Raw genomic sequence first — 22,987 nt, 5'->3', positions numbered from 1 at the left:
GCATGGGGCTTCACAGATACAGATATTACGACCTGGTGATGGCGGCGTTCGTCACCGTGCTGGTCTGTTCCAACCTGATCGGGCCGGCCAAGGTGGCCTCGCTGGAGGTCTTTGGCACCCCGTTCGTGTTTGGCGCGGGAGTGCTGTTTTTCCCGCTGTCCTATGTGTTCGGCGACGTGTTGACCGAAGTTTATGGCTACGCCCGCGCCCGCAAGGTGATCTGGGCCGGGTTCGCCGGTCTTGCCTTTGCTTCCTTCATGAGTTTCGTGGTGGTGGAGCTGCCGCCGGCGCCGGGCTGGGACCAGCAGGAAATCTATGCCACCGTATTCGGCCAGGTGCCGCGCATCGTCTTTGCCTCGCTCAGCGCCTTTTTTGTTGGCGAGATCGTCAATGCCTATGTGATGGCGCGGATGAAAATCTGGACCAAGGGCAAACATCTCTGGACCCGGACCATCGGCTCGACCATCGTCGGACAGGCGGCGGACAGCCTGATTTTCTATCCGGTGGCCTTCCTCGGCGTCTGGGATGCCAGCCTCGTGATCCAGGTGATGATCAGCAATTTCCTGCTCAAGGTCGGCTGGGAAGCGGTGCTGACCCCGGTGACCTACCGCATTGTCGGCGCCTTGAAAAAAGCCGAAGGCATTGATGTCTTCGACTATGAAACCGACTTCACGCCGTTCAGTCTGGAAACCACCGACGACGATCTGGAGCCGGAGGAAGGAGAAGCAAAATGAGGAAACTCATGTGCCTCCTGGTTCTCCTGGTCTCCCTGGCCCCCTTGCCGGTCAGGGCCGGAGAGGAATTTGAGAAGTTCAAGCTGAACGCCACCTACCACGCCTATTGGGGCGGCTTTGTGGTTTCCACCATTACCTCCCATGTTTACCTGGCCAAGGACAGCTACAAGGTCGAGGTCTCGTACAAGACCCGGGGGTTGCTCAGCTTTTTCAGCGAGGCGGAAAGCACCACCTACGCCAAGGGGCTGATTAACGCGGACGGCTCTATGTTGCCGTTGCTGTACAAAAAGCAGGGGCATTGGGGTGATACCCACTACAAGCACCTGCTGGAGCGGGAGCCGGGCAGCGGCGAGCCACTGACCATCGGCATCTATAACGAAGACCGGAAATGGGTACGCGAGCCGGTGCCGGAGAGATTCTGGACCTATGTGGATCCCATGACCTATATGCTGGGCCTGTTCACGGAAAACCGGCAAAATATCCAGACCCTGGGCGAGGGCAAGGACTATGTCAGCGATCCGGTCTTCGACGGCTCCGCCGCAGTGCAATACAGCTACAACTGCCCGACCATTGAAAATCTGCCGCAGAACCGCAAATCCCTCTATGACGGAAATGCCATTGTCTGCCGTTTCAGCGAACGGCTGCTGTCGGGAAAAATTCGCGGTACCCGGGAATATGAAGACAAGAAGGAAAGCCGGGATCCCCAGACCTTCAGCCTGTGGGTTGTGCCCTGGAAGGATCTGCCGTTTGTGGTGCCGGTCAGGGGGGAATTTTCCACCGGCTGGGGCACAGTGAAGGTCTATCTGTCGAAGCTCGACATTGAAGTGTTCGTCGATGAGGAGACACTAACCAATAATCCCGACGAAACGGAACAGGAATCGGGCAAAGAGGAGCGGGAAGAATTTATGGACGGAAATCTTTGATCAGTCCGTTCGGCACGTCAGGGCCATCACAGATAATCATGCGGGCGTCCAGGCTGCCTGCTGTCCGGTGAACCGACAGGTCGAGAAATTCCGGCATGACCAGAAGGTCGAGAAAAATCCGTGTTTCAGGATAGTACAGCAGGTAAAACCTGTGCCATTTTTCATCTTCCGGGCCGACGAAGATTTGCCGTACCGCTTCACCGATGACAAGCCTGGCTCCCATGGCTTCGGCAATTTGACTGGCCGGGCCGGCATATCTTTCCTCAAAGGCAGTCTGTCCGGAACAGGGCGTAAATCTGCTGCCGTCCGGGTAAAAGGCATTTTCCCGGAACCTGACCAGATTGACCATCAGCATGGGAAGATCCGGATCCCGGGCGGTAAACTCCTCGATCTGTTTGTCGGTGGGAAAGACATACATGACAGTGTCCTTTGTGAGGCATCAGATTCCCCTACATCTTGCATTTCTCAGTTTAGCAGATAGACTTCCAGATTAAATAAGCAATTTATTCTATACATGTGCGGGGGGATCAGATGACGCCATCAAATCTGTTTAGTGAAGATCAGATGCCGGGATATTACAATCTGCCGGAGCAATTTGAAATATATGACATTCCGGGGCTCGGCTTGTTCAGCAGAAGCCTTTTATTTCCATTTCAAAACGTAAGGCTTTTGTTGTTGTCAGCTGGCGTACTTTTGGCACCAATGATCATATATTTTTTCTCCTTAATGCTTCCTTTGGCTTTGGTGGGAAAGGTAACCGCTCTTTTGGTTATTCCCGTTTTTTTAGCGATGATTATGGGAATGGCCGGTGTCATGAATGAATGGATGCGGACAGGTCTTGGGTTATCCCAGAGATATCCCGCGGGCCTGATGCGTTTTTTCAGAGGAGTCTGGGGCAACATCGGGCGCTTGATTGTCATCGGGATTATCGGCGGTATAGCGTCGATGATTGTCGTGCTGCTAATTTCTGTGGTCACCGGCGGGTTGCTTGATTTTGACCGATCCGAAATGGGAACACTCGACGAGGAACTTCCGGCCTTGGTGAAATATTTCTTTCTGTACGCTCTGGCGACGTCGGTAATATTTACATTTGTTTTGAGTTATGTTTTCAGTCGTTTCGGCGTGGATCTGGTTACAGGTGCCATGAACGAAAGAAATAAACGCAAAGTACAGGAACGGGTACCTTTTGGCGCAAAACTGAAAGGACTTTTCCTGCCACTTTGGGGGACTTACCTGCTATCTGCTTTGGTCAGTACCGGCGTTTCTATGATTCCCGCAATGATCATGGCGGGGGAGTTTTCCGAAGGTCAATATGAGAGCCTTCCCGAGGCTTCAACAGCCCTGAGCAGCCTGAGCTGGATTATGCTGCCGACAAGCCTGCTCAGTATTCTGCTGTCATTTTATATTTTTGCCGTCTTTAGCAGTATGTTTGGCCTGGCTTTCCGCTACCGTTTCGGCCTGACGGACGAGATGCTGCAAGCGATAGACAGAAGCTAGCTTATTCCGCCACATCCAGTTCACACCAGATCGGGGTGTGGTCGGAGGCCTTTTCCCGACCGCGCGGCTTGCGGTCCACATCGCAGGCCCTGAGCTTGTCGGCGGCCTGGGGGGAAAGCAGCAGATGGTCAATCCTGAGGCCGTTGTCTTTCTGCCAGGCGCCGCCCTGGTAATCCCAGTAGGTATAGTTATGGCCGCTGGGATGGAAGGCCCTGAGGGCATCGGTCAGGCCGAGGTTAAGCAGGGTATAGAATTTATCGCGGCTTTCCGGCATGCACAGCGCATCCCGGGCAAACCGTTCAGGGGCGTAACAGTCTTCATCCTTGGGACAAACGTTGTAGTCGCCGCCGAGCACAAAGACTTCCTCGGTTTGCAGAAGTTTCCCGGCCCGGGCGATGAGCCGGTCCATCCAGCCCAGTTTATAGTCGAATTTCTCGCCCGGCACCGGATTGCCGTTGGGCAGGTAGAGGGCGGCGACCCGCACGGTGTTGACGGTCGCCTCCAGATAACGGGCCTGTTCGTCCGATTTGTCGCCGGGCAGGCCGACCATCACATCTTCAATGGGGTATTTGGACAGGATGGCGACCCCGTTGTAGGTTTTCTGGCCGTGGGTTTCCACGTTATAGCCCAGGTCCTCGATCTCCATGCGCGGGAAATTCTCATCAACGCATTTCAGTTCCTGCAGCAGAACCACATCGGGCTTGAATTCATCGAGCCATTCCACCACCCGCGGCAAGCGCGCCTTGACGGAGTTCACATTCCAGGAGGCTATTTTCATGAATTTCCCTATACGGCAAAGGAGGAACCGCAGCCGCAGGAGGCTGTGGCGTTGGGGTTTTTGACGACAAACATCGAGCCCGCCAGCTCTTCCACAAAATCCACTTCGGAGCCGGTCAGATAGAGCAGGGACAGGCCGTCGACCAGCATGGTCACGCCGTCCCGTTCGACGACGAGGTCATCGTCTTTCTGGTCCTCGACCAGGTTGAAGTCATACTGGAATCCGGAACAACCGCCGCCGTTGACGGCGATACGGAATTTAAGCTCCGGATTGCCTTCGCTCTGGATCAGCGTGGCGATCCGCTTTGCTGCGCTTGCCGATAAGGTGACCGGCGTATCCATGGTACCCATGTTAATGTCCTGATGCCCTGATTTCACGTAACTTTTTGAGTTATCTATACCCAGTATATGTAGGCTTCTTGAAAGAATTGTCAATATTCCAAAAAAAGCGGGAAATTGTCATGAAAAGCCTGTAAGGTCATGTAAAACAGGGAATATTACAGCGTGAGGCCATGACTTCAGAATTCACACTTTTCCAGCCACAGCACCATTATGCGCCCTATGCCTGCCTGGCGGAGAACAGTCGCGGCCGGCTCTACGGCGAGCCGGAAACCGTCACCCGTTCCCCGTTCCAGCGGGACCGGGACCGGATCATCCATTCCAGCGCCTTCCGCCGGCTGAAGCACAAGACCCAGGTTTTCGTCTATCATGAGGGCGACCATTACCGGACCCGGCTGACCCATTCCATCGAGGTCTCGCAGATCGCCCGGTCCATCGCCCGGGTGCTGGGCCTTAACGAGGAAATTACCGAGGCGCTGTCGCTGGTGCATGATTTCGGCCATACACCCTTTGGTCATGCCGGGGAGGATGCGCTGGATGACCTGATGGCACCCTATAAGGGATTTGACCATAACGCCCAGTCGCTGCGCATTGTGACCAGGCTGGAGCAGCGCTATGCCGGATTTGACGGTCTCAACCTGACCTGGGAAACTCTTGAGGGGCTGGCCAAGCATAACGGGCCGCTGTGCCGGGAGGGGGAGCAGGATCACCTGCATGTGAATTTCCTGGAATATAACAACCAGCATGACCTGGAACTGCATACCTATGCCAGCCTCGAGGCCCAGGTGGCGGCCATTGCCGACGACATTGCCTATAACAACCATGACATCGCCGACGGGCTCAGGGCGGAATTGTTCACCATTGATGAAATCTGTGAAATTCCCCTGGTGGCGGAACTGGTCCGCGAGGTTCATGACTCCCATGGCGATCTGGAGGAGCGGCGGTTCGATCACGAGATTATCCGCCGGCTGATCAACCGCATGGTCAATGATATCCTGGCGGAAAGCCGTCGGCGCCTGATGGACTATAAGCCGGAAAGTGTGGATGATGTGCGCCGGGCAGGGCGGCGCATGATCGCCTTTTCCGGGGAGATGAAGCAGACCGACCGGGAACTGAAAGTGTTCCTGATGAAGAATATGTATCGCCATTTCAAGGTCTGCCGCATGACCAGCAAGGCCAAAAGGGTTGTCCGCGACCTGTTCGCTCTGTATATGGAGGAACCGGAATGTTTGCCCGAGAAATGGCAGGAACGCTTGACTGATCATGATGAACAGGATAGAGCCCGTCTGATAGCCGATTTCATTGCCGGCATGACCGACAATTATGCCCTGATGGAGCATAGAAGACTCTTTGACATGACGATGTTTGAATTATGAATATATACAAAGACCTACAGAATAAAATTAAAGTAATAGTTGAGGATTTGTCGGCGTCCGGGGACCTGCCGGAGGGCCTGGACCTGTCACATATGACGCTGGAAAGCCCGCGCGATCCCTCCCATGGCGACATGGCCACCAATGTGGCGATGATTCTGACCAAGCAGGCGAAAATGAATCCGCGCCAGATCGCCGAGCTGGTGGCGACGAAGCTGGAAACGCTGGAGGAGGTCGCCTCTGTGTCTGTGGCCGGCCCGGGATTTATCAACCTCAACCTGCAACCGGAATTTATTCGTGACCAGGTTGGCGTCATTCTTGCCGCCGGCCACGACTATGGCAATTCCGATATCGGCGGGCAGGAAAAGATCAACGTGGAATATGTGTCCGCCAACCCGACCGGCCCCATGCATGTCGGCCATTGCCGCGGCGCCATTTTCGGGGATGCGTTGGCACGACTGCTGGATTTTGCCGGCTTTGATGTCACCAAGGAATATTATATCAATGATGCGGGCAGCCAGATCGACGTGCTCGCCCGCTCGCTCTATCTGCGCTACAAGGAAGCGCTGGGCCATGATATCGGCGAGATCCCGCAGGGCCTCTATCCCGGCGAATATCTGATCGAGCCGGGCAAGGCGCTGGCGGCCGAATATGGCGATGAGTTTGTTGATCAGTCCGAGGAAGAGTGGTTGCCGGTGGTGCGCAAGTTCGCCACCGACAAGATGATGGAAATGATCAAGGAGGACCTGTCCGTCCTCGGCATTCATCATGACGTCTTTTTCTCGGAAAAAACGCTGCATGAAAACGGCGGTATTGAGGAAGCAGTCGAGGAACTGCGCAAAAAGGGCCTGATCTATGAAGGCGTGCTGGAACCGCCGAAGGGCAAACTGCCCGACGACTGGGAAGAACGCCCGCAGCTGTTATTCAAAGCGACACAGTTTGGCGATGATATCGACCGGCCGCTGCAGAAGTCGGACGGCACCTGGACCTATTTTGCCGCCGATGTGGCCTATCACTACAACAAGGTGAATCGTGGCTTCAACAATATGATCGATGTCTGGGGCGCGGACCACGGCGGATATGTGAAGCGTGTGCAGGCGGCCATCAAGGCCATCACCGACGGCAAGGGTGAGCTGGATGTGCGCCTGTGCCAGCTGGTAAACCTGCTGAAGGACGGCCAGCCTTATAAAATGTCCAAACGCGCCGGTACCTTTGTCACCCTGCGCGATGTGGTTGACGAAGTGGGCAAGGATGTGGTCCGCTTTATCATGCTGACCCGCAAGAATGATGCGGCGCTTGATTTCGATTTCACCAAGGTGACCGAGCAGTCCAAGGACAACCCGGTGTTCTATGTGCAGTATGCCCATGCCCGGGTGCATTCCGTGCTCCGGAAAGCCTGTGAGATGTTTGAGGGACTGGATATTTCGCCGGAAGCGTTGGCCAAAGCGGACCTGTCCCTGCTTGGCGATGACGCGGAACAGTCGCTGGTGAAGAATATGACCGGCTGGCCACGGCTGGTGGAGAGTGCGGCGCTGGCGCACGAACCACACCGGATTTCCTTCTATCTTTACGACCTGGCGTCCGAGTTCCATGCCCTGTGGAATAAGGGCAACGACAATCCGGGACTGAAATTTATATTGGAAGATAACAGGGAACTGACCCTGGCCCGCCTGGGGATGATTTCAGCCCTTGCCAATATCGTTGCAACAGGGCTTAATATACTGGGTGTCGAACCATTGACAGAAATGTAAAACGACTTGATACGCCTAAAGGGGATTAGTAATGGCAGAGGAACTTAAGGAAAAGTCATCCTGGCTGGAGCCCTTGCCGGAGGAATATGCCGGCGAAGAGAATATGACCAGTCGGCGCATGATTATTGCTGCCATTACCGTGGTTGTGCTGGCGATTTTTGCCGGTGTGATCTGGTACAGCTACATGCAGGGCGCGGACAAGGGACCGGTTCCCGTGGTCAAGGCCGATAAATCCGTGATCAAGGTCAAACCGGAAGATCCGGGCGGCATGGAAGTGCTGCATCAGGACAAGGAAATTTTCGAGCATGTGGCTGGCACGGAGGAAGCGAAAGAAGAGGTGCTGGCGTCCAGTTCGGAAATTCCCATGGACCGTCCTGCGGCGGACAAACCTTCCCAGAATGCGTCCTCTGACGTGAATGTGGCGTTGCCGCCCAGCCCGCCGGTGGATGAAGGCGTCGAAGTTTCTGCCGACAAGGTCGAGGAACAGGTCTCGCCTGCTGCCCCGGCGCCGGCGTCATCCGCAGCAATTTCAGCGACCGGCGAATTTATGATCCAGCTCGGTGCCTTCAGCCAGCTGTCCAGTGCCGAAAAACTGTGGGCGTCCCTGTCTGACAAGCATGCGGATATTCTCGGCGGCCTGACCCCCGACTATATGGTGGTGGACCTTGGCGACAAGGGGGTCCTCTATCGGGTTCGCGGCGGCAGCATCGAAACCCGCGAAGACGCCGACAAAATCTGCGACCGGCTGAAAAAGGCCGGCCAGGGCTGCATGGTTGTCAAGAAATAAATGCCGCGCCCCGTAATCACCGATTGTGACGGCACCAGGCTGACTGAAGAGGAAAAGTCCCTGTTCAGCGAGCTGGAGCCTTTCGGATTTATCCTGTTTGCCCGTAATTGCGAGAACCCGGACCAGGTCCGCGCCCTGACCGACGAAATGCGCGAAGTTGTCGGGCGCGAGGATATTCCGATCCTGATCGACCAGGAAGGGGGCCGGGTGGTGCGCCTCGACCCCAAGGTCTGGCGCAAACCGCCGGCGCCGAAAGTTTTTGCCGATCTTTATGAAATTGATCCCGACCGGGCTGTGGAGGCGCTGTCGGTCAACAGCTTCCTGATTGCCATGGACCTGGCGGAACTGGGCATCACCATCGACTGTTTTCCGTTGCTGGATCTGCTGTTTGAGGGCGCGCACAACATTATCGGTGACCGGTCTTTCGGATCTGACCCGGCAAAGGTCATTGCCTTGGGGATCGCGGCCTGCGAGGGCCTGGTCTCGGGCGGGGTGTTGCCGATGATCAAACATATCCCTGGTCACGGCCGGGCCAAAGTGGACAGTCACGAGGAACTGCCGGTGGTGGAGGCGCCACTGGAAGACCTGCGTAACCTGGATTTCGTGCCGTTCCAGGCCTTGTCCGGTATGGGCTGCGCCATGACGGCCCATGTGACCTACAGCGCCATTGATCCGGAACATCCGGCAACCCTGTCCTCCAAACTGATACGGCAGATCATCCGCAAGGAAATCGGATTTACCGGCGTCCTGTTTTCCGACGACATCAGTATGAAGGCACTCAGCGGCACAGCGGCGGAAAACGCCAAGGGCGCCCTCCGTGCCGGCTGTGACCTGGTCCTTCATTGCAATGCGTCCCTTGAAGAACGCGAAGATGTGCTTAAATCTCTTTATGACTTCAATCCGACCAATGAAGCCTGGATCCGGGATGTCCTTGGTCGCCGCCGCATGCCCCGGGAAATCGACAAAAAATCCCTGCAGAATTGGCTGAACGAGGCGCTCGGCGACATGCTTGAAAAGAAAGTTCAGTAATTGTCCGATTATATGACCGACCTGCCTCTGCTCCTGACCACGCTCAGCGTGTGGATTATTCCCCTGCTGCTGGCAATTACCATGCATGAGGCGGCTCATGGCTGGGTGGCCTGGAAACTGGGCGACGATACGGCCAAAATGCAGGGCCGGGTGACGTTTAACCCGACAGCCCATATCGATCCCTTCGGTACGGTGTTACTGCCGTTGATCCTGCTGATGACAAAAACGCCGTTCCTGTTCGGCTACGCCAAACCGGTTCCGGTTAATTTCAGCCGCCTGAACAATCCGAAAACGGATATGGTGTGGGTGGCGCTGGCGGGGCCGGGCGCCAATGTTCTGCTGGCGCTGCTGGGCGGCCTGCTTCTCAACCTCTATATTGTGGTGCCGGATATGATGGCCGACTGGTATCGTGACAACCTGATCAATCTGGTGCGTATCAACGCCATTCTGGCGGTCTTCAACATGCTACCCATCCCGCCGCTGGATGGCGGGCGGGTGGCGGTTGGGTTGCTGCCGCGCAACCTGGCGATGCCGCTGGCGCGTATTGAGCCCTACGGCATGTGGATCCTGCTCGGGCTGATTTTCCTGCTGCCTATGATCACCGCAAGCTTGGGATTGAATTTCAATCTGCTTTTCGCCATTATAAGACCCCCGGCTGAATTTATCGCAAGTTTGGCCCAGGCGTTGATTTTTATATGAGGCTATATGGCAACCACCGGTGACATCGGTTTTGAAGACCAGGCGGATCCTGCTGCTGCAGTATCCGACATGGAGGAAGCCGAGCGTCTTGTCCTTGACATCCGCGGATTCGAAGGCCCGCTGGATGTATTGCTTGCCCTGTCCCGCACCCAGAAAGTGGACCTGAAGCAGATCTCGATCCTTGAACTGGTCGAGCAATATCTGGTTTTTATCGCCGAAGCCCGTCGCCTGCGCCTTGAGGTTGCCGCCGACTATCTGGTGATGGCGGCCTGGCTGGCTTATCTGAAATCCCGCCTGTTGCTGCCGATCGAGGAAAGCGAAGAAGAGCTATCCGCCGATGAACTGGCGGCCAGGCTGACCTATCAGCTGCAACGGCTGGAAGCCATGCGGGACGCCGCCGCCAAGCTCATGTCCCGGGACCAGTTGGGCAGGGATGTTTTTGTGCGCGGCGCGCCGGAAGCTGTCCATATTACCCGCAATGCCACCTATGAACTCAGCCTCTACGAATTGCTGAAAGGCTATGCGGAACATAAAATCAGGAAATCCGTATCCGATATCCGCATTCATAAGCGCGAGGTCTATACCCTGGACCAGGCCCTGGAGCGCCTGGGAGACATGATTGGTCAGGTGCTGGACTGGACGTCGCTGGAGGCCTTCCTGCCGGCGGATTTGAAAAGCAATGACATGATGCGGTCGGCCAAGGCCTCGCTATTCACCGCCACGCTGGAGATGGCGCGCCAGGGTAAAGCCGAGATTGTACAGAAGCAGACATTCGGCCCGCTGATGATCCGCGGCCGGCACAGGGAGGACTAATGGAAAAACCGGAACAAATCAGGATTGTCGAGGCCCTGTTATTTGCCAGTGACAAGCCGCTGTCGGCCATCGCCCTGGCCGAATGCCTGCCGGAAGGCGCCCATGTGGAAGAGCTGCTGTCGGAGCTACAGGAGCAGTATGAAAAGCGCGGGGTCAATCTTGTCGAAGTCGCCGGCAAATGGATGTTCCGGACAGCGCCGGACCTGGCCTTCCTGCTGCGCAAGGAAGTGGAGGAGGAACGCCGTTTGTCCCGCGCTGCGATCGAGACTCTGGCCATTATCGCCTATCATCAGCCGGTCACCCGGGCGGATATCGAGGAAATACGCGGGGTGTCGATGAGCAAAGGCACGCTGGATGTCCTGATGGAGGCCAACTGGGTCCGGATGATGGGACGGCGCCGCACGCCGGGCCGCCCGCAGACCTATGGGACATCGGATCATTTCCTGGTGCATTTCGGCCTGGAGACCATCAAGGACCTGCCGGGGCTTGCCGAACTGAAAGCGGCAGGCTTCCTGGACAATGTCAACACGTCGCGGCTGAATCTGCTCGAGGACGCCAAACCAACCGAGGAACAGCCCGAATTGCCCAATTCCTGAGCCGTTTGGGCAGAACAGGTTACATTTTTGTGGAACCGCATTTTTTTGTTGCTTTCAGGCACGTTTTTATTGATTTTGAGCATCAACCCCCTAGCTATAGAGGGCAGGGGAAAGGTGCATTAGGAGAATAGGCATGGGATTAAGTATTTGGCAGATTTTGCTGGTTGCCGTTCTGGCAATCCTTCTTTTTGGTCGGGGACGCATTTCCGACCTGATGGGGGATGTGGCCAAAGGCATCAAAAGCTTCAAAAAGGGCATGGCCGAGGATGATGAGGACGAAAACAACAAGCCCGAACCTCCGAAAGTGATCAACCAGAAGTCCGAAGACGTCGTCTCCGAAAAAACGTCGGAAAATACAGAAAATAAATAATTTCCGGGAATTTCCCAATGTTCGATATCGGCATGTTCGAGATGTTTGTGATTGTCGTTCTGGCAATCATTGTGGTGGGGCCGCGGGACCTGCCCAAAATGTTGCGGACGATCGGCCAGTTGGTGCGCAAGGTCAAGGCGTTGGGGCAGGAGTTCCAGTCCGGGATCAAGCAGATTGCCGATGAAGTCGAACTGGAGGAAGTAACCCGCAAGCTGAACGAAGCGGGCAACATTCCCCTGGAAGACATTGACGACAAGCCGGAAATCATCGATGAGGAAGAAGAAAAGGCGGTCGCCCAATCTTCAAAGCTGTCCTCTGGCAATGCCCGGGACGAGGAACCGGCCAAACCGGAAAGTGACATGGTGAAGGGGCAGGAATCTTGACCGAGGAACAGGTACAGGAAATGGATCACAGTGCGGCGCCGCTGATCGATCATCTCATAGAGCTCCGCCAGCGCCTGATCTGGTGCGTGGTTTATCTGCTGGTCGGCTTCGGCATTTGTTATGTCTTCGTCGAGGATATTTACACTTTCCTCGCCCAGCCGTTTGTGGATGTGGCCAACAAGAATGGCCAGGATCCCAATATGATTGCCATCGGCATTCACGAGCAGTTTTTTGTCTATCTCAAGATCGCCTTTTTTGCCTCCTTCTGCGTGACCTTTCCGCTGATTTCCATGCAGGTCTGGAAGTTTGTCGCCCCGGGGCTTTACCGCAATGAAAAGAAAGCCTTTCTGCCGTTCCTGATCGGCACCCCGGTCTTGTTTGCGCTGGGGGCGTCGCTGTCCTATTTCGTTGTTATTCCGCTGGCCTGGAATTTCTTCATGTCGTTCCAGATTTCCCCCGATCATGCCGCCCAGGCAGCGGGTGCCGCTGCGTCAGCGATGGAACACCCCTTGGCCAAGCTGTCGGTGACGGTGATGCCGTCGGTGAAGGAATATTGGTCGCTGGTCATGATGATGATCCTGGCGTTTGGCTTTACCTTTGAATTGCCGATCCTGCTTCTCCTTCTGGCCCGTGTCGGCATTGTCACGGCCGAAGGCCTGGCGAAATCCCGTAAGTATGTGGTGGTCGGCGCCTTTGCCTTTGCCGCCATCATGACACCGCCGGATTTTGTCAGCCAGATTCTGCTTGGCGTTCCCATTCTGCTTCTGTATGAATTGTCCATTATCGCCATCAGGTTAACCATCAAGGAAGAGAAGAATGTTTGATATCAAGGCAATCCGGGAAAATCCGGAGGCATTTGATAAGGGTTGGAAGAAAAGAGGGATCGAGCCCCAGTCTGCGGAACTGCTGGCACTGGACGAAAAGTGGCGCGCCAAGCAGACAGAACTGCAGGAAGCGCAAAGCCGCAGGAATGAAGCTTCCAAGGCCATCGGTATGGCAAAGTCGAAGGGCGAGGATGCGGATGACCTGATCAGGGAAGTGGCCGAACTGAAACAGCAGATGCCGGCGCTGGAAGAGGAAATTCGCGACCTTGAGGAAGAGCTTAACGGTCGGCTGTTGCGGCTGGACAATATTCCGGCCGATGATGTGCCGCTGGGCGACGGTGAAGAAGATAACCTTGAGGTGCGCAAGTGGGGCGACCTGCCGTCCTTTGATTTCGAGCCGAAGCAGCATTTTGAAATAGGTGAAGAGCTGGGACAAATGGACTTCGAGAGGGCAGCCCGCATGTCCGGCTCCCGCTTTGTTGTCCTGCGCGGCGATCTGGCGCGTCTGGAACGGGCCCTTGCGGCCTTCATGCTCGACATGCATACCGGCGAATTCGGCTATGAAGAAGTCTCCCCGCCGGCGCTGGTGCGGGACCAGGCGCTTTTCGGCACCAGTCAGCTTCCCAAGTTCGAGGAAGACATGTTCAAGACCGATACCGGTCATTATTTGATTTCCACCAGTGAAATCCCGCTGACCAACATGGTGCGGGAAGATATTGTCGAGGAAGAGAGCCTGCCGCTGCGCTTTACGGCGCTCACCCCCTGTTTCCGGTCCGAAGCCGGGTCCGCCGGCAAGGATACCCGCGGCATGATCCGCCTGCACCAGTTCCAGAAAGTGGAAATGGTCAGTGTCACGACGCCTGAGCAGTCCTGGGACGAACTGGAGCGCATGACCTCCATCGCCGAGGAAGTCTTGAAGCGGCTGAAACTGCCGTACCGGGTGCTGACCCTGTGCACCGGGGATATGGGATTTGCCGCGCGCAAAACCTATGACCTGGAAGTGTGGCTGCCCGGCCAGGATACCTACCGCGAGATTTCAAGCTGTTCCAATACCGGCGATTTCCAGGCCCGGCGTATGAATACCCGCTGCCGGCCGAAGGGCGAGAAGAAAACCCGCTTTGTCCATACCCTGAACGGCTCCGGACTGGCCGTCGGGCGAACTCTGGTAGCGGTGCTTGAAAATTATCAGCAGGCGGACGGCTCCGTTGTTGTTCCTCCGGTTCTCAGGCCCTATATGCGCGGCCAGGAAGTGATTAAAAAGTCATGATGCAGCCCAGCCCCCGGCGAATTCTGGTTACCAATGACGACGGCATCAATGCCCCGGGACTGGAAATTCTGGAAAAGATTGCCCATGAACTCAGCGACGATGTCTGGACTGTGGCGCCGGAAGTGGAACAGAGCGGCAAGGGCCATGCCCTGACGTTGACCGAACCGCTGCGCTACCGCCAGGTGGCGGAGCGTCGATTCGCGGTCATGGGCACGCCGACCGACTGCGTGATGCTGGCGACCCACAGTATCATACCGGACGGCAAACCCACGCTTCTCCTGTCCGGCATCAACCGCGGCGGCAACCTGGCCGAAGACATGACCTACTCCGGCACCATTGCCGCGGCCATGGAGGGCACCATCTGCGGCATTCCCTCTATTGCGCTCAGCCAGGATGTGGACAAGAGAAACCGGGAAAAACCGTTTCCGACGGCCGAGAAATACGGCCTCGAGATTGTCCGCAGCCTGATTGAGGAAAGCTGGGAAGACGGTATCCTGCTCAATGTGAACTTCCCGACTGACGTCAATACCGTCAAGGGAATCCGCGCCACCCACCAGGGATTCCGGAGCGAAGCCGAGCTGTTCATTGAAGAACGGCAGGATCTGCGCAACAACAATTATTACTGGATCGGTTTTCGCCGGGCTTACGGCAATGCCGTGGAGGCAACGGACCTGGAGGCGATGCTGGAGGACAATATTTCTGTCACGCCGCTGCATCTGGACCTGACCCACTATACGACCTACAATAGCCTCAGAAAGAGCATTAACCGGGATTTCTGATGTCTGCCTCTCTGCAAGAAAAGAAACAGCGGCTTCTGGAGATTCTTCGCATGGAGGGAATCCATGACGAGAAGGTTCTGGACGCCCTCGGCGGCATTGCGCGGGAAAAATTCATACCCGATTACCTGCGTCAGCAGGCCTATGAAAATGCCGCCCTGCCCATTGCCAGCGGTCAGACCATATCCCAGCCTCTTATTGTCGCCTATATGACCCAGGAACTGATGGTCGACGACAGGATGAAGGTGCTGGAAGTGGGGACGGGATCCGGTTACCAGGGGGCGGTCCTGTCAAAACTCTGTCGTCGTTTATTTACCGTCGAACGCCATCTGCCCCTGATGCAGAGGGCGGATGAGTTGTTCAGGGAACTTGGGCTTTTGAATATTACCACCCTGTTCGGCGACGGCATGAAGGGCTGGCCGGAGCAGGCGCCCTTTGATCGCATTATGGTAACCGCGGCGTCCGACAAGGTGCCGGAAAAGCTTCTGGAACAGTTGAAGGAAGACGGCGGGATCATGGTCATTCCCATTGGCGGCCAGGAGGAAACCCAGCATATCTACCGCATTACCCGCCGGGGTGACGATTATGAAACGGAAATTCTGCTGCCGGTGAAATTTGTGCCACTACTGGGCGGTATCGTGCATGATTCCTGAAGCATATTGATCTTGGGAAAACGACTTTCTAAAATCCGGTGTATGATCGGCGTTCACAGTAAAATTTTTGCGCTTGTAACCGGAGCTCTCGTAGCGTCGTTTTTCCTGTCTGCCTGCCAGGAAGGGCATCCCTACCAGATGGGGTATGAAAACCGGGCGCCGACCTGGACGGCAAAAAACACGCCCTATCCCATTCCCGTACCGCGCGCCAAGCCGCGGCCGCCGACCCGCTATGTGGCGGTGCCGGACAATGCCCCCAGTGTGTCTGTCAACCTGTCCGGTGAAACCACCCGGGTAAGAAAGGGAGATACGGTATACGCCATTGCCCGCCGTCACGGGGTGACCGTCAAGCAACTGATCGCCCACAATCGCCTCAAGGCGCCATATCTGTTGCGACCGGGCCAGACCCTGTCTTTGCCGACCTCCGGTCACCATGTGGTGCGCAAGGGAGACACGGTTTACAGTATTTCGCGCCGCTATCGGGTGGATATGCGGGAACTGGCGCAGCTCAACGGCCTGAAAAGGCCTTATGTCCTCAAGGTCGGGCAGACCCTCAATGTGCCGGGTAACGGCTCTTCCGGCAGTTCTGCCGTCAAAGTCGCCCTGCCGTCTTCTCCGCCGGTAAGCGGCAAGGGATTCATGTGGCCGGTGAACGGCAAGGTGATCTCGCACTTCGGGCCGAAATCGCTGGGACTGCATAATGACGGGATCAATATCGCTGCCCGCGAGGGGGAGGTGGTCCGGGCAGCAGAGGCCGGCGTCGTGGTCCATGCGGATTCAAAACTTAAGGGCTATGGTGGCCTGGTCCTGATTCGTCATGCGGGCGGCTGGATGACCGCCTATGCCCATAATTCGCGCCTGCTGGTCAAGAAAGGCGAGAAGATAAAACGGGGGCAGGCCATTGCCCATGTGGGCAAAAGCGGGCGGGTGACAACACCACAGCTGCACTTCGAACTGCGCAAGGGAAACAGAGCCGTAAATCCGGAAAAATATCTGAAAATCTGATATGATCCGAAGCGATTGATCAAACCGCATCAGGGCTAAGAAACAAAAGGATAAGAAAATGGGATCTGTGGGGAAAATAGCATATCTTCTTTTGGCTGTTTTGTTTGTCGGTGGCGCCGCGCTTGAGCCCCTGCCGGGCAGGGTGGCGGATCACTATCAAACCGAAAATGGCAATGTCGAGGTTGAAACCATCGCCACCGGGCTGCAGTTTCCCTGGGCGGTCGCCTTTCTGCCTGATGGCTCGGCCCTGGTGACGGAAAAGCCGGGGCGGTTGCGTCATGTCAGCGGGCACAGGCTGTCGGCGCCGATCAAGGGGGTGCCTATGGTCCATTATGACCGGCAGGGCGGCTTGCTGGATGTGGCGGTCGATCCGGAATTTGACAAGACCGGCACCATTTTTCTGACCTATGCCGAACCGGATGAGTCAGGCGCTGTTTCCGGGACCGCCGTTGCCCGCGCCCGACTGGTGCTGGATGAAAATCCGAGGCTTGAAGATTTTAAAGTCATTTTCAGCCTGCCGAAAAAGTCGGAACTTTCCATTCATTTCGGCTCCCGCATCGTCTTTGCCGATGACGGCACCCTGTTTGTCACTGTCGGCGATCGCTATATTTCCGAGGAAAAGGGGCTCGGCATGCGGGCTCAGGACCCGTTCGATCCGGCGGGCTCGGTCCTACGCCTCAATAAGGACGGTTCCATTCCCGCCGACAATCCCTTTGCCGACGGCAAAAAGGCCCATCCGGCGATCTGGTCGATCGGTCACCGCAACCCCCAGGGCGCGGTGTGGAACAAGGACACCCACTCGTTGTGGACTGTCGCCCATGCGGCCCGGGGCGGGGATGAAATCAATCATCCCGAAGCCGGCAAGAATTACGGCTGGCCTATTATTACCTACGGCGTCAATTACAATGGTGAGAAGATCGGCGTCGGCACTCACAAGGAAGGCATGGAGCAGCCGGTTTACTACTGGGACCCCTCCATCGCGCCGTCCGGCATGGTCTGGTATGACGGTGCGGCCTTTCCGGCGTGGCACGGCAACCTGTTTGTCGGGGCGCTCAAGGATGAAATGATCGTCCGGCTCGAACTGAAAGACGGCAAGGTGGTGCATGAAGAACGGATGCTGCAAAGCAAATACGGCCGGGTCCGTGATGTGCGCCAGGGCCCGGACGGCAATCTCTATTTTGTAACCGATGAGCGCAAGGGCAAGCTGTACCGCATCAAGCCTGCGGCCAATTAACCCAGCGTCACGCCCTTGCGGCCGGCCAGGTCCTGGATGAACTGCCAGGCCACACGGCCGGAGCGGGAGCCGCGGGTGGTGGCCCATTCCTTGGCGTCGGCGTGGACTTCGTCCAGGTCGGCCGGGATATTGTAATGCTCGATATAGGCGTCGATCATGCGCAGGAAGACCTCCTGCGGGCAGCTGTGGAAGCCGAGCCACAGGCCGAACCGGTCGGACAGGGAGACTTTTTCCTCGACCGCTTCTGACGGATTAATGGCGGTGCCGCGTTCGTTTTCCATCATGCTCCTCGCCATCAGATGGCGGCGGTTGGAGGTGGCGTAAAACACCACATTCTTCGGCCGGCCTTCAATGCCGCCTTCCAGTACCGCTTTCAGCGACTTATAGGTGCTGTCCTCGGTGTCGAAGGAGAGGTCGTCGCAGAAAAGGATCACCTGGCGGCCGCTGTCGCGGATAACCTCCAGCAGCCGGGGCAGGGAGGGAATGTCCTCCCGATGGATTTCCACCAGCGCCAGCTTGCTTTTGGTGCCGGCGTTGATTTCCGCATGCAGGGCTTTGACCAGCGAGCTTTTGCCCATGCCGCGCGCCCCCCACAACAGGGCGTTGTTGGCGGGCAGGCCGGCGGCAAACTGTTCGGTATTGCGCCGCAGGATATCGGTCACATGGTCGATGCCTTTAAGCAGGGCGAGGTTGATGTGATTGACGTCTTCCACTTTCTGCAGCCGGTCGGGATCAGCCTGCCAGACAAAGGCGTCCCCGTCTTTCAGGGAAAGATTTGCGGCGCTTGCCGGGGCGATCCGGTCCAGCGCATCGGCAATTCTGTTCAACAGAGGAAGTATTTCTTTACTGTCAGTCATCTCTCTCATCCTTGATTTTGCCTTGCTGTAGCATAGAAAAGCGCCGGTTCAAATATTTTCCGCCTTGTTTTATCCTTGTTTTTTTCAGGGGCGCATCCTATATCGGACTGAAGATTGAAAAAAACGCAAGAAACGCTATAGTTCCTGCATCAAATACACAAAAGGGAAGTGTCAAAATGTTTATCTCAACTGCATATGCACAGGACGCAGCAGCCGGCGGCGATCCGATCATGAGTTTTCTCCCCCTGATCCTGATCTTCGTCGTATTTTATTTCCTGTTGATCCGTCCGCAGCAGAAGCGCGCCAAGGAACATAAACAGATGGTGGAAGGCCTGCGTCGCGGTGACAGGGTCATTACCTCTGGCGGCCTGAAAGGCAAAATCAGCAAAGTGGCCGACGACGTTGTAGAAGTTGAGATCGCCTCAGGCGTAAAAGTGGAAGTCGTGCGCAGTACTCTTGCAGCCGTCGAGGGCAAGCCCGAACCCGCCAACGATTCCGAGAAAAAATAAACAAAACGGGGTAATCCCATGCTGAACTTTCCCCGCTGGAAGGTCATTGTCATAAGCCTGGTATCATTATTGGGGATACTGGCGGCTGTACCGAACTTTTTCACTGAAGAACAATTGAAGGGCATTCCGTCCTTCCTGCCCAGCAAGCAGGTCACCCTCGGGCTTGACCTGCAGGGTGGTGCCCACCTTTTGATGGAGGTGGAGATGGGGCCGGTTCTTGAGGACCGCCTGCAGGATAAGAGCGACGAAATCCGGGATGCCCTGATTGCGGAAAAAATACGTCATCGTCGCCGTATCCGTGACGGCAAGATTATTGTCACCCTCAATAATCCCGCGCAGCAGGAACAGGCTATTTCCCAGATCAAGAGTGAAGCTGCGGCCATGGTCGGGGCCTCCCTGACATCCATCGGCACTGACGATATTTCCGTAACCGACATGGGCAACGGGATTATCGAGGTCGCGCTGACGGAAGGGGCGATCAAGGAATATAAGCGCCTGACCGTTGGCCAGTCTGTGGAAATCGTTCGCCGTCGTATTGATGAAATGGGCACCAAGGAGCCCTCCATCCAGCAGAATGGTGAAGACCGGGTCCTGATCCAGGTGCCCGGCATCGATAACCCTGATGAGCTAAAGGATATTCTGGGCAAGACGGCCAAGCTGGAATTCCGCCTGGTGGACCAGTCGGTCAGCCCGGATGATATCGCCCGCGGACGTGTTCCGCCGGGTACTGAAATCGTGCCTCCCAGTGATGAGGATGCCGCTGCCGGGGCGCCGTCCTATGCGGTCAGGAAACGGGCCATCCTGTCCGGGGAAAACCTTGTCGATGCCAGCCAGGGCTTTGACCAGAACGGGCAGCCGGCCGTGAATTTCCGCTTTGACAGTGCCGGCGGCAAGAAATTTGCCGATGTCACCCGCAAGAATGTCGGCAAGCCTTTCGCCATCGTCCTGGATAACAAGGTCATCAGTGCTCCGCGCATTAATAGTCCGATCCTTGGCGGGTCCGGAATCATCACCGGTAATTTCTCCATCGACAGCGCCAACGAACTGGCCATGCTGCTTCGGGCCGGAGCCCTGCCAGCGCCGCTGAAGGTGCTGGAGGAACGTACCGTCGGTCCCGACCTCGGGGCGGATTCCATTGCTGCCGGTGAAGTGGCGGCCATTATCGGCCTTGCCGCCGTTATGATTTATATCCTGCTGTCCTACGGCTGGTTCGGTGTTGTCGCCAATACAGCTCTGGTGGTGAATATTTTCATGATCCTCGGCCTGTTGTCGACGATCGGCGCCACGCTGACCCTGCCGGGCATCGCCGGTATTGTGCTGACCATCGGTATGGCGGTTGACGCCAACGTATTGATATTTGAACGCATACGTGAGGAACTCAGGAACGGGCGAAATGCGCTGTCGGCGCTGGACATGGGCTATCAGAAGGCCTTCAGCACTATTCTGGACGCCAACGTGACGACCCTGATTGCCGCCCTGATCCTGTTCCAGTTCGGGTCCGGCCCGGTTAAGGGCTTTGCCGTGACCCTGGCGTGCGGGATCTTCACCTCCGTGTTTACCGCGGTCAGCCTGAGCCGGCTGATCCTGGCTACTTGGGCGCGCAAGCGGCGTCCGACAACATTCAAGATATAAGGAGCCTGACCGATGTTACTTAAACTGGTTCCTGATAATACGAATATCAAATTCGTCAATTACCGGAAGGCGGCCTTTGCCCTTTCCCTGTCAATGCTCGTTGCCTCGGTTATCCTGTTCTTTACCCATGGCCTGAACTTCGGTATCGATTTCAAGGGTGGCGTCCTGATGGAGGTCAAGACCGAGCAGACGGCCGACCTGGCGGCAATACGCGAGTCCGTCGGCAGCCTCGGCATGGGCACCCCGGTGGTGCAGGAGTTCGGGGATCCGACTGACGTACTGATCCGCCTGGAATACCAGCAGGACAAGTCGCTGGAACAGATTGTCGAGGAGGTCAAGGCCACCCTGGACAAAACGGTCGAGGGCGAAGTCAGTTTCCGGCGGACGGAAACGGTGGGGCCCAAAGTCTCCGGCGAACTGATTGAGGATGGCGTCCTGTCGGTGACCCTGGCCGTTCTCGCGGTGCTGGTGTACATCTGGTTCCGCTTTGAATGGCAGTTCGGCCTCGGGGCGGTGATCGCCCTGATCCATGATGTGTGCCTGACCATCGGCCTGTTCTGCTTTATCGAGATGGAATTCAACCTTTCCATTATTGCCGCGATTCTGACGATTGTCGGCTATTCCCTGAACGATACGGTGGTTGTCTATGACCGCGTCAGGGAGAACCTGCGCAAATATCGCAAGATGGACATGCTTGAACTGCTGAACCTCAGCCTGAACGAGACCCTGTCACGGACAACCATGACGTCCTTCACCACGCTGCTGGCGCTTGGGGCACTGTTCTATTTCGGGGGCGAGAATATCCACGGCTTCACCGCCGCCATGATCTGGGGCATTTTTGTCGGGACCTATTCCTCCATCTTTATCGCCTGTCCGGTGCTGATGTGGTTTGAAATGCGCCGGGAGCCGGACAATGAGATTCCGGAGGGGATGGAAGTTCTGCCGCCGGAAAAAGGCTGATCCCGACCCATGAAGTTTGAAGAAGCCAAATCCCAGTCCGAAACCAGCATTTCCTCTTATGGCAATGGCGGGTTCCGGATCGGGGAGAATCTGCGCGTTGAAGGCTCCGTCCTGCTCACACCCCAGGGCTATTACCCTTGGGAGGTGACCTCGAAGGAGCAGCTCAGCCCGGAGAGTTTTGCCCGCATCGTCGAGATGAGCGACGAGCTGGAGCTGTTGATCATAGGGACCGGGGAGAATATGATTTTCCTCGACCGCAACCTGCGCAGCTATCTGGAAGGCCACGGCGTCGGCGTCGAGGTGATGGCCACCGGCGCGGCCTCCAGGACCTACAATGTGCTGCTGCTGGAGGGGCGACGGGTAGCCGCGGCCCTGATCGCCGTCTGAATCAAAAAAGGCCGGAACATGTCCGGCCTTTTCCGTTGATATGTGATCTCTTCTACAGTCCCACGGAGTTCTGTCCGGAAATCATGCTGAACAGCATGGGAATGGACAGAAGCGTGTTGGTGCGGGAGAACAGCATCGCCTTACGGGCAGCTGCCGGTTTGGCGCTTGCGTCCGCTTCGACAATGCCGAGCGCAATCTTCTGGTTCGGCCAGATGATGAACCAGACGTTGAAGGCCATGATCAGTCCGAACCACATGCCGAAGCCGATATCAGGCTGCTGCAGAGTCAGGGCCTCGACGATATAGCCGTTCATCCAGGCCAGGATCAGGCCGAAGATGATGGTGCTGAGCGCGGCCCAGCGGAACCAGAACAGAGCTTCAGGGGCGATCACCTTGCTGATGGCCGGTTTCTGGTCGTCAGGGATTTTCGGCATGCTCGGGATCTGGACGAAGTTGAAGTACCACAGGATGCCAATCCACATTACACCGCTGAGAACATGGAGATAACGTACAAGAAAGAGTCCGAATTCATGTGTCATGATATTTGCTTCCCCTCTATCTACTTCATCATGTCGGAAACGGCTTTTTCCGCATCCGATTTGCCACTGTTTTCGAGATAGTTTGTTGCAAATACCATAATAATGGTAAGTACAATGCCGGCGACCACCGTCAACGGCAAGGATTCCAGTATTTTGCTCATTTTTTAAAGTCCCTATATTTATAAATTTGCCTGTATTTTATTTGTGGCAAATTTCCCTCTATCCTTTTTCAGGATGGACCAAGGTTAACAGGTTAGAATGCTTTCGTCAAAAA

The 22,987-nt window shown here is 56.2% G+C and carries 26 protein-coding genes and 1 pseudogene; 22 read left to right on the top strand and 5 right to left on the bottom strand.

From position 1 onward, the window contains the following. The first annotated feature begins 2 nt into the window (after window positions 1-2). Together FIV46_RS03430 and FIV46_RS03425 are read left to right on the top strand one after the other, a co-directional pair. Window positions 3-734 (top strand): queuosine precursor transporter, encoded by a 732-nt coding sequence (locus FIV46_RS03430; RefSeq protein WP_139938395.1) that lies wholly within the window; start codon window positions 3-5, stop codon window positions 732-734. Further along, window positions 731-1,657 (top strand): DUF3108 domain-containing protein, encoded by a 927-nt coding sequence (locus FIV46_RS03425; protein ID WP_139938393.1) that lies wholly within the window; start codon window positions 731-733, stop codon window positions 1,655-1,657. The genes FIV46_RS03430 and FIV46_RS03425 overlap by 4 nt, the downstream gene beginning before the upstream one ends. Here FIV46_RS03425 and FIV46_RS03420 read toward each other — a convergent pair. Beyond that, a complete protein-coding gene (locus FIV46_RS03420; protein ID WP_139938391.1) occupies window positions 1,638-2,075 on the bottom strand; it encodes a DUF1330 domain-containing protein in 438 nt (145 codons plus the stop codon). The two genes, FIV46_RS03425 and FIV46_RS03420, sit on opposite strands and share 20 nt — an antisense overlap. A 113-nt stretch (window positions 2,076-2,188) precedes the next feature. Here FIV46_RS03420 and FIV46_RS03415 point away from each other — a divergent pair, with 113 nt between their 5' ends. Then, window positions 2,189-3,154: a hypothetical protein gene (locus tag FIV46_RS03415; RefSeq protein WP_139938389.1), complete on the top strand. Its 966-nt coding sequence runs from the start codon at window positions 2,189-2,191 to the stop codon at window positions 3,152-3,154. Window position 3,155: 1 nt separating this feature from the next. Here the strand turns inward: FIV46_RS03415 and xth are convergent, their stop codons facing one another. Continuing rightward, complete coding sequence (gene xth / locus FIV46_RS03410; protein ID WP_139938387.1) at window positions 3,156-3,932, bottom strand: exodeoxyribonuclease III; 777 nt, start codon at window positions 3,930-3,932, stop codon at window positions 3,156-3,158. An 8-nt stretch (window positions 3,933-3,940) separates the two neighbouring features. Continuing rightward, window positions 3,941-4,282 carry an iron-sulfur cluster insertion protein ErpA gene (erpA, locus tag FIV46_RS03405; protein WP_139938386.1) on the bottom strand — a complete coding sequence of 114 codons (342 nt, stop codon included), beginning with the start codon at window positions 4,280-4,282 and terminating at the stop codon, window positions 3,941-3,943. Window positions 4,283-4,443: 161 nt separating this feature from the next. On the opposite strand from erpA, the gene FIV46_RS03400 reads away from it, so the two are divergent. The 15 genes from FIV46_RS03400 to FIV46_RS03330 all read left to right on the top strand — a co-directional run bounded on the left by FIV46_RS03400 (window position 4,444) and on the right by FIV46_RS03330 (window position 17,830). After that, complete coding sequence (locus tag FIV46_RS03400) at window positions 4,444-5,646, top strand: deoxyguanosinetriphosphate triphosphohydrolase (RefSeq protein ID WP_139938385.1); 1,203 nt, start codon at window positions 4,444-4,446, stop codon at window positions 5,644-5,646. Next, window positions 5,643-7,394 carry an arginine--tRNA ligase gene (gene argS / locus FIV46_RS03395; RefSeq protein ID WP_139938384.1) on the top strand — a complete coding sequence of 584 codons (1,752 nt, stop codon included), beginning with the start codon at window positions 5,643-5,645 and terminating at the stop codon, window positions 7,392-7,394. Before FIV46_RS03400 ends, argS begins: the two co-directional genes overlap by 4 nt. Window positions 7,395-7,425: 31 nt before the next feature. Further along, on the top strand, window positions 7,426-8,181 hold the full coding sequence (locus FIV46_RS03390) for an SPOR domain-containing protein (protein WP_139938383.1): 756 nt from the start codon (window positions 7,426-7,428) through the stop codon (window positions 8,179-8,181). Further along, on the top strand, window positions 8,182-9,210 hold the full coding sequence (gene nagZ / locus FIV46_RS03385) for a beta-N-acetylhexosaminidase (RefSeq protein WP_139938382.1): 1,029 nt from the start codon (window positions 8,182-8,184) through the stop codon (window positions 9,208-9,210). Window positions 9,211-9,222: 12 nt separating this feature from the next. Then, window positions 9,223-9,909 (top strand): site-2 protease family protein, encoded by a 687-nt coding sequence (locus FIV46_RS03380; RefSeq protein ID WP_139938637.1) that lies wholly within the window; start codon window positions 9,223-9,225, stop codon window positions 9,907-9,909. A 6-nt stretch (window positions 9,910-9,915) separates the two neighbouring features. Then, a complete protein-coding gene (locus tag FIV46_RS03375; RefSeq protein WP_139938381.1) occupies window positions 9,916-10,722 on the top strand; it encodes a segregation and condensation protein A in 807 nt (268 codons plus the stop codon). Further along, window positions 10,722-11,318, top strand: a complete 597-nt coding sequence (scpB, locus tag FIV46_RS03370) for an SMC-Scp complex subunit ScpB (RefSeq protein ID WP_139938380.1) — start codon at window positions 10,722-10,724, stop codon at window positions 11,316-11,318. The genes FIV46_RS03375 and scpB overlap by 1 nt, the downstream gene beginning before the upstream one ends. A 133-nt stretch (window positions 11,319-11,451) precedes the next feature. Continuing rightward, window positions 11,452-11,688, top strand: coding sequence for a twin-arginine translocase TatA/TatE family subunit (locus FIV46_RS03365; RefSeq protein ID WP_139938379.1), 237 nt, complete (start codon window positions 11,452-11,454; stop codon window positions 11,686-11,688). A 17-nt stretch (window positions 11,689-11,705) separates the two neighbouring features. Then, a complete protein-coding gene (gene tatB, locus FIV46_RS03360; protein ID WP_139938378.1) occupies window positions 11,706-12,071 on the top strand; it encodes a Sec-independent protein translocase protein TatB in 366 nt (121 codons plus the stop codon). Beyond that, on the top strand, window positions 12,068-12,895 hold the full coding sequence (gene tatC / locus FIV46_RS03355; protein WP_246056853.1) for a twin-arginine translocase subunit TatC: 828 nt from the start codon (window positions 12,068-12,070) through the stop codon (window positions 12,893-12,895). Before tatB ends, tatC begins: the two co-directional genes overlap by 4 nt. Further along, entirely contained in the window at window positions 12,888-14,162 is a 1,275-nt protein-coding gene (serS, locus tag FIV46_RS03350; RefSeq protein ID WP_139938377.1) for a serine--tRNA ligase, read from the top strand. The genes tatC and serS overlap by 8 nt, the downstream gene beginning before the upstream one ends. Continuing rightward, window positions 14,159-14,941, top strand: coding sequence for a 5'/3'-nucleotidase SurE (surE, locus tag FIV46_RS03345; protein ID WP_219845837.1), 783 nt, complete (start codon window positions 14,159-14,161; stop codon window positions 14,939-14,941). Before serS ends, surE begins: the two co-directional genes overlap by 4 nt. Next, the gene (locus FIV46_RS03340) at window positions 14,941-15,591 is read left to right on the top strand and encodes a protein-L-isoaspartate(D-aspartate) O-methyltransferase (protein ID WP_139938376.1); all 651 of its coding nucleotides are present in this window, start codon (window positions 14,941-14,943) and stop codon (window positions 15,589-15,591) included. Before surE ends, FIV46_RS03340 begins: the two co-directional genes overlap by 1 nt. Window positions 15,592-15,633: 42 nt before the next feature. Beyond that, complete coding sequence (locus FIV46_RS03335; protein WP_139938375.1) at window positions 15,634-16,596, top strand: M23 family metallopeptidase; 963 nt, start codon at window positions 15,634-15,636, stop codon at window positions 16,594-16,596. Window positions 16,597-16,654: 58 nt separating this feature from the next. Beyond that, window positions 16,655-17,830: a PQQ-dependent sugar dehydrogenase gene (locus FIV46_RS03330; protein ID WP_139938374.1), complete on the top strand. Its 1,176-nt coding sequence runs from the start codon at window positions 16,655-16,657 to the stop codon at window positions 17,828-17,830. Here the strand turns inward: FIV46_RS03330 and FIV46_RS03325 are convergent. Further along, window positions 17,827-18,687 (bottom strand): ATP-binding protein, encoded by an 861-nt coding sequence (locus FIV46_RS03325; RefSeq protein WP_139938373.1) that lies wholly within the window; start codon window positions 18,685-18,687, stop codon window positions 17,827-17,829. The genes FIV46_RS03330 and FIV46_RS03325 overlap by 4 nt on opposite strands. 176 nt (window positions 18,688-18,863) lie before the next feature. Between FIV46_RS03325 and yajC the strand changes: the two genes are divergently transcribed. From yajC to FIV46_RS03305, 4 genes are read left to right on the top strand one after another with little or no spacing between them, the layout of a single operon-like run. Next, window positions 18,864-19,196 carry a preprotein translocase subunit YajC gene (yajC, locus tag FIV46_RS03320; protein ID WP_139938372.1) on the top strand — a complete coding sequence of 111 codons (333 nt, stop codon included), beginning with the start codon at window positions 18,864-18,866 and terminating at the stop codon, window positions 19,194-19,196. Between the two features lie 18 nt (window positions 19,197-19,214). Then, the gene (secD, locus tag FIV46_RS03315; protein ID WP_139938371.1) at window positions 19,215-20,828 is read left to right on the top strand and encodes a protein translocase subunit SecD; all 1,614 of its coding nucleotides are present in this window, start codon (window positions 19,215-19,217) and stop codon (window positions 20,826-20,828) included. Window positions 20,829-20,840: 12 nt separating this feature from the next. After that, window positions 20,841-21,788, top strand: coding sequence for a protein translocase subunit SecF (gene secF / locus FIV46_RS03310; RefSeq protein ID WP_139938370.1), 948 nt, complete (start codon window positions 20,841-20,843; stop codon window positions 21,786-21,788). Between the two features lie 9 nt (window positions 21,789-21,797). Next, a complete protein-coding gene (locus FIV46_RS03305; RefSeq protein WP_139938369.1) occupies window positions 21,798-22,175 on the top strand; it encodes an Mth938-like domain-containing protein in 378 nt (125 codons plus the stop codon). A gap of 52 nt (window positions 22,176-22,227) precedes the next feature. Here the strand turns inward: FIV46_RS03305 and FIV46_RS03300 are convergent. Continuing rightward, window positions 22,228-22,874: pseudogene (locus FIV46_RS03300) on the bottom strand (urate hydroxylase PuuD). Window positions 22,875-22,987: the final 113 nt, after the last annotated feature.

The organism is Emcibacter nanhaiensis, from assembly GCF_006385175.1.
Classification (GTDB): Bacteria; Pseudomonadota; Alphaproteobacteria; order Sphingomonadales; family Emcibacteraceae; genus Emcibacter; species Emcibacter nanhaiensis.
The sequence above is the reverse complement of the archived record's forward strand: the minus strand, read 5'-3'. Positions and strand labels throughout refer to the sequence as shown.